The sequence below is a fragment of the Anaerovibrio lipolyticus genome (assembly GCF_021531495.1).
GTDB lineage: Bacteria > Bacillota > Negativicutes > Selenomonadales > Selenomonadaceae > Anaerovibrio.
Map to the genome: position 1 here is coordinate 53,639 of NZ_JADYTY010000009.1, position 10,572 is coordinate 64,210.

The 10,572-nt window shown below is 45.8% G+C and carries 9 protein-coding genes; all 9 read left to right on the plus strand.

The features are described 5' to 3' along the window. Positions 1–692: 692 nt before the first annotated feature. Positions 693–1,706, plus strand: a complete 1,014-nt coding sequence (gene gap, locus I6E26_RS05020) for a type I glyceraldehyde-3-phosphate dehydrogenase (protein ID WP_235320766.1) — start codon at positions 693–695, stop codon at positions 1,704–1,706. A gap of 159 nt (positions 1,707–1,865) precedes the next feature. After that, positions 1,866–3,059 (plus strand): phosphoglycerate kinase, encoded by a 1,194-nt coding sequence (locus I6E26_RS05025; RefSeq protein ID WP_235320775.1) that lies wholly within the window; start codon positions 1,866–1,868, stop codon positions 3,057–3,059. A 45-nt stretch (positions 3,060–3,104) separates the two neighbouring features. Beyond that, on the plus strand, positions 3,105–3,857 hold the full coding sequence (tpiA, locus tag I6E26_RS05030) for a triose-phosphate isomerase (protein ID WP_235320767.1): 753 nt from the start codon (positions 3,105–3,107) through the stop codon (positions 3,855–3,857). Positions 3,858–3,881: 24 nt separating this feature from the next. Then, positions 3,882–5,414: a 2,3-bisphosphoglycerate-independent phosphoglycerate mutase gene (gpmI, locus tag I6E26_RS05035; RefSeq protein ID WP_235320768.1), complete on the plus strand. Its 1,533-nt coding sequence runs from the start codon at positions 3,882–3,884 to the stop codon at positions 5,412–5,414. 108 nt (positions 5,415–5,522) lie between these two features. Continuing rightward, positions 5,523–6,218, plus strand: coding sequence for an iron-sulfur cluster assembly scaffold protein (locus I6E26_RS05040; RefSeq protein ID WP_268824800.1), 696 nt, complete (start codon positions 5,523–5,525; stop codon positions 6,216–6,218). A gap of 31 nt (positions 6,219–6,249) precedes the next feature. After that, positions 6,250–7,251: a GGGtGRT protein gene (locus tag I6E26_RS05045; RefSeq protein ID WP_235320769.1), complete on the plus strand. Its 1,002-nt coding sequence runs from the start codon at positions 6,250–6,252 to the stop codon at positions 7,249–7,251. Between the two features lie 200 nt (positions 7,252–7,451). Beyond that, positions 7,452–8,960 (plus strand): Y-family DNA polymerase, encoded by a 1,509-nt coding sequence (locus tag I6E26_RS05050; RefSeq protein ID WP_235320770.1) that lies wholly within the window; start codon positions 7,452–7,454, stop codon positions 8,958–8,960. Between the two features lie 89 nt (positions 8,961–9,049). After that, positions 9,050–9,229, plus strand: coding sequence for a hypothetical protein (locus tag I6E26_RS05055; protein ID WP_235320771.1), 180 nt, complete (start codon positions 9,050–9,052; stop codon positions 9,227–9,229). 63 nt (positions 9,230–9,292) lie between these two features. Then, complete coding sequence (locus tag I6E26_RS05060; protein ID WP_235320772.1) at positions 9,293–10,477, plus strand: MFS transporter; 1,185 nt, start codon at positions 9,293–9,295, stop codon at positions 10,475–10,477. The last annotated feature ends 95 nt before the right edge of the window (positions 10,478–10,572 follow it).

The following is a 10,572-nucleotide window of genomic DNA, read 5'->3' on the forward strand; positions in this document are numbered from 1 at the left end:
CTCCCATACCGCTCATTAGTGTATTCATCGCAATTTTCCGCCTTGGCACTGTTTGAAATGACCGATTTTTACGAAGGTAGCGTAATTATCGAAGATTGGCAATACCTATAAGCCTTGATGATTCGGCAACAGCAGGAGGGGCATGACACTTTTGCGTCGGGAGACTCCTGCTTTTGCGCAGCAAAAGTGGCCCCGGTGGCACTTTTTATCATTACGGTTCCTGTGAATTGGCTCAGCGACAAGCGGTATCTGTGCGTTAGAATAAATCACCAGATAGGGCCATTAAGTCGGACAGAGCAAAAGTCGTTATGACCGCAGGCTGTATTTCAAGAATCTTTGACATATCAAATTATATTTACATCCTTAGGGATATAGGCAACTCGGCAAATCGGAATTATAAGGACTGATAATACATTTTCGACTTTTATAAGGTATGAAAAAATTGTTCCTTTCGTATTTTATGCAATTGGGTACTGTTAGAAATTACTTATGCTATAATTAGTTAAATTTATGGAATATTGATTGACAATAGACCTCGAATTAATGTATTATTAAGGTAATCAAAGGAGAAGAAATGCACTTCTTTGGAAGATTGCCGGTGTGCCGTTGCACATCACATTAGCGGGTGGTTTTCCTACCGGAGAGCATAGCTTCACACAATTCTTTTATAAATTATAGGGGGTAATTTTAACATGGCAGTTAAAGTAGCTATTAATGGTTTTGGTCGTATTGGTCGTTTGGCATTCCGTCAGATGTTCGATGCAGAGGGTTATGAAGTTGTTGCTATCAACGACCTCACCAGCCCAAAGATGCTTGCACATCTTCTGAAGTATGATTCTTCCCAGGGCAAGTACAAGTACGCTGATGCTGTAACTGCAGGCGAGGATTCCATCACTGTAAACGGCAAAGAGATCAAGATCTATGCTTGCGCAGATGCTACCCAGATTCCTTGGGCAAAGCACGATGTTGATGTAGTTCTGGAGTGCACCGGTTTCTACACTTCCAAGGAGAAGGCTTCCGCTCATCTGAAGGCAGGCGCAAAGAAGGTTGTTATCTCTGCTCCAGCAGGCAACGACCTCCCTACTATCGTTTACAACGTAAACCACAAGACTCTGACCAAGGACGACAAGGTTATCTCCGCAGCTTCCTGCACCACCAACTGCTTGGCTCCAATGGCTAAGGCTCTGAATGACCTGGCTCCTATTAAGTCCGGTATCATGGCTACCATTCATGCTTACACTGGCGATCAGATGACTCTTGATGGTCCTCAGCGTAAGGGCGATCTCCGTCGTTCCCGTGCAGCTGCTGTAAACATCGTTCCTAACTCCACTGGTGCTGCAAAGGCTATCGGCCTGGTAATCCCAGAGCTGAAGGGCAAGCTCATCGGTGCTGCTCAGCGCGTTCCAACTCCTACTGGTTCCACTACTCTGCTCTTCGCTGTAGTTGACAAGGAAGTTACCGTTGATGAGGTTAATGCAGCTATGAAGGCTCAGGCTACTGAGTCCTTTGGTTACAACGAGGATGAGATCGTATCCAGCGATATCGTTGGTATGAGATTTGGTTCCCTGTTCGATGCTACCCAGACCATGGTTAGCCCTATCGGCAACGGCCAGACTCAGGTACAGGTTGTATCCTGGTATGACAACGAGAACTCCTACACCAGCCAGATGGTTCGTACCATTAAGTACTTCGCTGAGTTGGGCTGATTCTCTGAGTCTAGTAACTCAATAATTTAAAGATCCATTGAGGTCCGGCCTTTGATTCCCTGGAGGGAATTAGTTTGGGCCGGGCCTTTTCTTCTTTTGTAAAAATGGAAGAAAAAGGTATTCCCTATTATTTTAGCGGAGGTATGTTTTTCCATGAACATGAATAAGAAAACTATTAAAGATGTAGATCTTAAGGGCAAAAAGGTATTTTGCCGTGTAGACTATAATGTTCCATTTGATGAGAACATGAATATTACCAATGATACCCGTATTTTGGCTACTGTTCCTACTGTAACTTATTTGCTGGAGCAGGGTGCAGCTGTTATTCTCGCATGCCACATCGGCCGTCCATCTGAGGCACGTGAGGATAAGTTCTCCACTAAGCACATTCTGAAGCGCCTCTCTGAGGTATTCAAGCAGGATGTAAAGTGGGCACCTGATTGTGTAGGTCCAGAGGCTGAGAAGGCTGCAGCTGAGCTGAAGCCAGGCGAGATTCTGCTGCTGGAGAATCTCCGTTACCACAAGGAAGAGAAGAAGAATGATCCTGAGTTTGCTAAGCAGCTGGCATCCCTGGCTGACATTGCTGTAAACGATGCATTCGGTGTTTCCCATCGTGCTCATGCAGCCAATGTTGGTGTTGCACAGTACCTTGAGTCCGTTGCTGGCTTCCTGATGGAGAAGGAAATCAACTTCATCGGCAAGACTCTGGAGGCTCCTCAGCGTCCATTCGTTGCTATCATCGGTGGCGCTAAGGTTTCTGATAAGATCGGCGTTATTTCCAACATGATCGACAAGGTTGATACCATTATCATCGGCGGTGGTATGGCTCATACCTTTGATGCTGCTAAGGGCCTGCCTATTGGTAAGTCTCTGTGTGAGAAGGATAAGTTCGAGGAAGCATTGGCTCAGTTGGACAAGGCAAAGAAGAGGGGCGTAAAGGTTGTTCTTCCTGTAGATCTGCGTGTTGCTGATAAGTTTGCTCCAGATGCAAATGTACAGATTGTAGACGTAGATAAGGTTCCTGAGGATTGGGAGGCTCTGGATAGCGGCCCTAAGACTTCTGAGCTTTATACTGAGGCTCTGAAGGGTGCTAAGACCGTTATTTGGAATGGCCCTATGGGTGTGTTTGAGTTTGATGCTTTTGCTAACGGTACTTTGGCTGTTGCCAAGGCTGTTGCTGAGGCTACCAAGAATGGTGCTATCTCCATCGTAGGCGGTGGCGACTCCATTGCGGCTCTGAAGAAGACTGGCCTGTCTGATCAGATTTCTCATATTTCCACTGGTGGCGGTGCTACTCTGGAATTCCTAGAGGGCAAGGTTCTGCCAGGTATTGCAGCTATTGCTGATAAATAAGTTTTAAATTTTAATACATATATAATATAGGGGGATAAAATTATTATGGCACGTAGACCTATTATTGCTGGTAACTGGAAGATGAACAACACTATTGCTGAGGGCGTAGCACTGATTAAGGAGTTGGCACCATTGGTTGCTGACGTAAAGGGCGTTGACATCGTTGCTTGCCCAACTGCTACTGCACTGGCTGCTGTAGCTGAGGCTGCTAAGGGCACCAACATTCACATCGGTGCACAGAATGTTCACTGGGAGCCAAAGGGAGCTTTCACTGGTGAGATTTCCACCGGTATGCTGAACGAGATCGGCGTTGAGTACTGCGTACTTGGTCACTCCGAGCGTCGTGATTATTTCGGCGAGACTGATGAGGGCGTAAACAAGCGTGCAAAGGCTGCTTTCGCTGCTGGTATCACTCCTATTATCTGCTGCGGCGAGTCCCTGGAGATTCGTGAGGCTGGCAACTACATCGATCATGTAGTTGGTCAGATTAATGCAGCTCTGGAAGGCTTCACTGCTGATGATGTAGCAAAGCTGGTTATTGCTTATGAGCCAATCTGGGCTATCGGCACTGGCAAGACTGCTACCTTCGAGCAGGCTGAGGAAGTTTGCAAGGCTATCCGTGAGGCTGTTGCTAAGAAGTTCAACCAGACTGCTGCAGATGCAATCCGCATTCAGTATGGCGGTTCTGTAAAGCCAGCTACCATTAAGGATCTCATGGCTCAGCCAAACGTAGATGGTGCGCTGGTAGGCGGTGCTTCCCTGAAGGCTGCTGACTTCAGCGCAATCGTAAAGTTCTAATTCGGTTTACTAGAAAGGTTTATAATGGCAAAGTTGAAAAATGCTCCTGTAGCATTGATTATTATGGATGGTGTTGGTTATGGCAATACTGCTGATAACAACAACGCTGTTCAGATTGCAAAAACCCCAGTTCTTGATGAGTTAAAGCAGAAATTCCCTGCTACTCATATTTTTGCCTCTGGCGAATATGTTGGTTTGCCTGATGGACAGATGGGTAACTCCGAGGTTGGACATACCAATATTGGTGCAGGCCGAGTTATTTATCAGGCTCTTACCCGTATTACCAAGGCAATCAAGGACGGAGATTTCTTTGAGAACAAGGCTCTGCTCAGCGTAACCGATGCTGTAAAGGCAGACGGCGGCGCTTTGCATCTCATGGGTCTGGTTTCTCCAGGCGGTGTTCACAGCCATAGCCAGCATCTGTATGGACTGCTGGAGCTGGCCAAAAAGCAGGGTATCCAGAAGGTATACGTGCATGCTTTCCTGGATGGCCGTGATGTAGATCCTTCCTCTGCAGCTGAGTATGTAGCTGAGCTGCAGGCTAAGATTGACGAAATCGGCTGCGGTGCAATTGCCACTCTGTCTGGTCGTTATTATGCAATGGATCGTGACAATCGCTGGGAGCGTGTTCAGAAAGCTTATGATGCTGTTGCTCGTGGTGAAGGTGTCAAGGCTTCTGACGCTGTGGAAGCTGTCAATGCATCCTACGCTAATGATGTAACTGACGAATTTGTTGTTCCTGTTGTTGTAGGTGACTATCAGGGTGTAAACGATGGTGATGGAGTAATCTTCTTCAACTTCCGTCCTGATAGAGCTCGTGAGCTGACTCACGCCTTTACTGATGAAGAGTTCAGCGGTTTTGACCGCAAGGAAGCAAAGCTGGTCTTTGCAACTATGACTCAGTATGAGGAAGGCTTGAATGTTCAGGTGGCATATCCTCCTGAAACCATTGAGAATACCCTTGGTCAGGTTATTGCCAAGAATGGCATGACTCAGCTGCGTATCGCAGAGACTGAGAAGTATGCTCATGTAACTTTCTTCTTCAATGGCGGTGTAGAGGAGCCATATGAGGGTGAGGATCGTATCCTGGTACCTTCTCCAAAGGTTGCTACCTATGATCTCCAGCCTGAGATGAGTGCTATTGAGGTTACTGACAAGGTTGTTGAAGCTATCAAGTCCGGCAAGTATGACTTTATCATCCTGAACTATGCAAATGGTGATATGGTTGGTCATACCGGTGTTATTCCTGCAGCTGTTAAGGCTGTTGAGACTGTTGATACCTGCGTTGGCCGTTTTGTTGAGGCTATCCGTGAGGTTGGCGGTGATGTATGTATTACTGCTGACCACGGCAATGCTGATCAGATGGTTGATCCTGAGACTGGTGCTCCATTTACTGCTCATACTACCAATCCGGTACCATTTATTGTGGTATCTGATAGAGTAAATTGGATTGCCTCCGATGGCGCTCTGTGTGACATTGCACCTACTCTGCTGACTTTGGCAGGCATGGATATTCCTGCTGAAATGACTGGCAGCAGTCTGGTTAAGGTTAAGTAATTAGTCCCTGCTTGCAGGGATATATGGCTGTCGAAGGAACATTGTCCCTATGGGAGAATGCTCCTTCGTGGCCTGTGTAATATAATTTAGTGAAGAGAGGAATACGAAATGATTTATTATGATAAGCATGTTGAAGACATGACTTGCATTGCAAAAGAAGTAAACCATGGTCCAGCTCCAATTCCAGAAGAGGGCCAGTGGGTACAGTCCAAGGAGATTAAGGATATCAGCGGCCTGACTCATGGTGTAGGCTGGTGTGCTCCTCAGCAGGGCGCTTGCAAGCTTACCCTGAATGTAAAAGAGGGTATCATTGAGGAAGCTCTGGTTGAGACTGTAGGCTGCTCCGGTATGACTCATTCTGCTGCTATGGCTGCAGAGATTCTGCCAGGCAAGACTATTCTGGAAGCTCTGAACACTGACCTGGTTTGCGATGCTATCAACACTGCTATGCGTGAGCTGTTCCTGCAGATTGTTTATGGCCGTACCCAGACTGCTTTCTCCGACAACGGTCTGCCAGTAGGTGCTGGTCTGGACGATCTTGGTAAAGGTCTCCGCAGCCAGGTAGGTACTTTGTATTCCACAAAGCTTAAGGGTCCTCGTTACCTCGAATTGGCAGAGGGTTATGTTACCCGTCTGGCTATTGATGCAGAAGACCGCGTAATCGGTTATGAGGTTGTTCAGCTTGGCAAGGCTATGGAGGCTATTAAGGCTGGTACTGATGCTAATGAGGCAATCAAGGCCAACACCTCCACCAAGGGCCGCTTCGCTGATGCTGCTCGCTACATCGATCCTCGTAAAGAATAATTTGAGATAATAGGAAGGACTGAAATAGAAAATGGCATTATTTGAAGGCTATGAGCGCCGTATTGACGGTATCAACGAAGTTTGTAAGAAATACGACATTCCATCTATTGAAGCAGCTGCTGACATCTGCAAGGAGAAGGGCTTTGACCCTGCAGCTATCGTAGCTGACCTGCAGCCAATCTGCTTCGAGAACGCAAAGTGGGCTTATACTCTTGGTGCAGCTATTGCAATCAAGAAGGGCTGCACCAGCGCTGTAGACGCTGCTAAGGCTATTGGCGAAGGCCTCCAGGCTTTCTGCGTACCTGGTTCCGTTGCTGACCATCGTAAGGTAGGTCTGGGCCATGGTAACCTGGCTGCTATGCTGCTGTCCGAGGATTCCGGCTGCTTCGCATTCCTGGCTGGTCACGAGTCCTTTGCTGCTGCTGAGGGTGCTATTGGTATTGCTCAGACTGCAAACAAGGTTCGTAAGAACCCTCTCCGCGTTATCCTGAACGGTCTTGGCAAGGATGCTGCTCAGATTATTTCCCGTATCAACGGCTTTACTTATGTTCAGACTCAGTATGACTACAAGGCTGGCAAGGTAAACGTTGTTAAGGAAGTTGCTTACTCTGATGGCCCTCGTTCCAAGGTAAAGTGCTATGGTGCTGATTCCGTTCCAGAGGGTGTTGCTATCATGCACCTGGAGAACGTTGATATCTCCATTACTGGTAACTCCACCAATCCTACCCGCTTCCAGCATCCAGTAGCTGGTACCTACAAGAAGGAGCGTATCGAGGAAGGCAAGAAGTACTTCTCCGTAGCTTCCGGTGGTGGTACTGGCCGTACCCTGCATCCTGATAACATGGCTGCAGGCCCTGCATCCTATGGTATGACCGATACTCTCGGCCGTATGCATTCTGATGCACAGTTTGCTGGTTCTTCTTCCGTACCTGCTCATGTTGACATGATGGGCCTCATTGGTGCTGGTAACAACCCAATGGTTGGTATGTCTGTTGCTGTAGCAGTTGCTGTACAGGAAGCAATGGCAAAATAATCTAAGCTGGATTTTGGCTTAAACATAGGCAGCTCTCCGAATTTCGGGGAGCTGTTTTTTCGTGGAATGGAAATATGTAGGATAGATTTTGCAAGAATATATGTTGTATTTGTATTGCAATTATGATAAAATTAAGAACATAGGATGTAAAATATTTGTGCGACTTGATAAATTTACAACAGGAAGTTAGAGATATAAATATGAAAAGCAGGACGTATATTGCCATAGATTTAAAATCATTTTTTGCCTCTGTGGAGTGTCAAAAAAGAGGCCTTGATCCTTTAGACACAAATTTGGTGGTGGCAGATGAAAGCCGTACAGATAAAACTATCTGTCTAGCTGTAACTCCCTCCTTGAAATCCTACGGTATTCCTGGCCGAGCCAGACTTTATCAGGTGCGGGAAAAGGTGCGGGAGGTAAATGCCCTGCGCAAATATCAGGCACCAGATAAAAAGCTATCAGGCAGTTCCTACTTTGCTTCGGAGCTGGAAAAGGATAAATCCCTTCAGGTGGATTTTGTGATTGCCCCTCCTGCCATGGCCAGCTATATGGAATACAGCACCGAAATCTATGGTATATATATGAAATATGTAGCGCCAGAAGATATTGTGGTTTATTCCATAGATGAGGTGTTTATGGATGTTACCAATTATCTGCCTACTTATAAAATATCCCCTCATGATTTGGCTATGAGAATAATTTTGGATGTGCTGAAAAATACAGGCATTACGGCTACGGCTGGCATAGGCACCAATCTATATTTGGCCAAGATTGCTATGGATATTATGGCCAAGCATATTCCCGCTGATGAAAATGGTGTGAGAATTGCTCAGCTGGACGAAATGAGCTATCGCCATCAGCTGTGGGGACATCAGCCTATTACAGACTTTTGGCGGGTGGGACCAGGCTATGCCAAAAGATTGGCGGCTTATGGCATGGTAACTATGGGTGATGTGGCCCTTTGTTCAGAAAAAAATGAGGAGCTGCTTTATAGGTTATTTGGCAAGCAGGCAGAGCTTCTGATTGACCATGCCTGGGGGATTGAGACATGTCAGATTTCGGATATTAAGGCCTATGTACCGGAAAATAATAGCCTTGGTTCAGGCCAGGTGCTGCAAAGTCCCTATGATTTTGCTAAAGCTAGGATTGTAATGCAGGAAATGGCAGAAGGACTTTCCTTGGAGCTGGTGTCCAAGGGCTTGATAACCAATCAGTTGGTTATGACTGTGGGCTATGATATTGAAAATATCCAAAATCCAGATAAAAGAAGCCACTATGGGGGAGAGGTGGTTGTGGATAGATATGGACGGCAGATTCCCAAGCATAGTCATGGCAGCTGGAATCTGGATGTGTATACTGCCTCTACGAAGAGGATACGTCAGGGGGCAGAGAGACTTTTTGATAGCATTGTAAATAAAGAGCTATTGATTCGGCGGATGAATCTTACAGCCAATCATGTTATTCGGGAAAAGGATAGGCCACAGCCTAAGCAGGAGGTAGAGCAGCTGGATTTATTCGGCCTGGCTCAGGAGCAGGAACGGCAGCAGGCTAAGGATTTGGCTCAAGAGGAAAAGGAAAGACGGTTGCAGGAGGCAACCATAGCCATAAAAAAGAAATTTGGCAAAAATGCCCTGCTGAAAGGCACTAATTTACAGGAGGGAGCCACTGCCAAGGAACGAAATCGTCAGATTGGAGGATATAGGGCATAAGGGCTTATGTAACAGTAGTTGTAGCGAGGGGACACTGTTCACAAGCGCTATAGGTGGTGAAGTTAATTACATTAAGGGAGTAGTTTTCTATGAAGCAATATGAGGATATTATCAATCACCAAAGACCTGTTTCCCGCAAGCACAAGCCTATGAGTATGCGGGATAGGGCGGCTCAATTTGCTTCCTTTGCAGCTCTGTCGGGCTATGAGGATATGGTGGAGGAAAAGCGAAAAAATATTGAAGCAGAAATTGAAGAAAAGGATCATTAGGTATTGAAATTTTCTTTGACAGGATATATACTATGGCACTGTGAAAGAAAGGAGATGTAATAGATGAGTGATAATGTAAAAGAAAAACTGACTATCAAAGAATGGCTGCCCTTAATCGGAATGACCTTTGCAGCCTTTTTGTTTAATACATCAGAGTTTATGCCTATTGGTCTTTTATCTACCATAGCAGAGGATTTTGCCATGACAGAGGCAGAGATTGGCAGAATAGTTTCCATTTATGCCTGGGTGGTTATGATATTATCCATGCCTTTGATGGTTATGGCCTCCCGTTATGGCTTGAGAACTTTGATTCTCAGTACCTTGGCCGTATTTATTTTGTCCAATAGCCTGGCTTCCATTGCTACAGATTTCTGGACCTTGCTGGGTGCAAGATTGATACTGGCCTGCGCCCATGCCATCTACTGGTCTATAGCTACTCCTGCGGTGGTGCGTATGGTGGCACCCCAGTTTAAAACCGTTGCTATGAGTATGCTGATAGCAGGTTCCTCTATGGCGGTTATTTTGGGCATGCCCTTGGGACGAGTAATCGGTTTACATGCGGGCTGGCGTATGTCCTTTTTGACTATGGCGATTATTGCGGCCTGCACCTTGATATATTTGTGTTTTGTTTTTCCTAAGCTGGAAAAAACAGAGAAATTTACTTTTAAGCAGCTGCCTGAACTATTTCGTAATAAAAACCTGATGGGATTATTTGCTATCGCAGCCTTGGTGCCTACAGCCCAGTATGCGGCCTATAGTTATATAGAGCCATTTATGAAGTTTGTAGCCAAGATGCCAGACAATATGGTAACAATTAATTTGATGATTTTGGGCTGTGCTGGACTTTTGGGCAGTGCTATTTTTGCCAGAACCTATGAGAAGCATGTCAAGGTGTTTTTGACCTTGTCTATTGCAGGTATTGCTGTGAGTCATTTATTGTTATATCCTGCTACTGTTAATGAATTTGCTATGATTGCCCTGTTTATTTTCTGGGGTGTATGCATGACCTGCTTTGGTATGGCTAGTCAGGCGGATTTAATGGCGGCTACCACTGTTAGCGCCGCTCCTGTAGCTATGTCTATTTACTCTGGCATTTTCAATTTTGGTATTGGCAGCGGTACCTGGGTAGGAGGCATGATCTGCGATCATATCGATATTGCCTATATTGGTTATGGTGCAGGAATTCTGACCATATTAGGTACTATATTCAGTGCTTGGTTGGCTAGCCATTTGCACAAAAAGCATTAATTTCTAATATCTTGCAAAATTTTGATTTGCCGAATTGCCTATCTACTCAAATATTGTAACTGAAAGTCGTTATGTCAGTGGATTCTCGAAATACA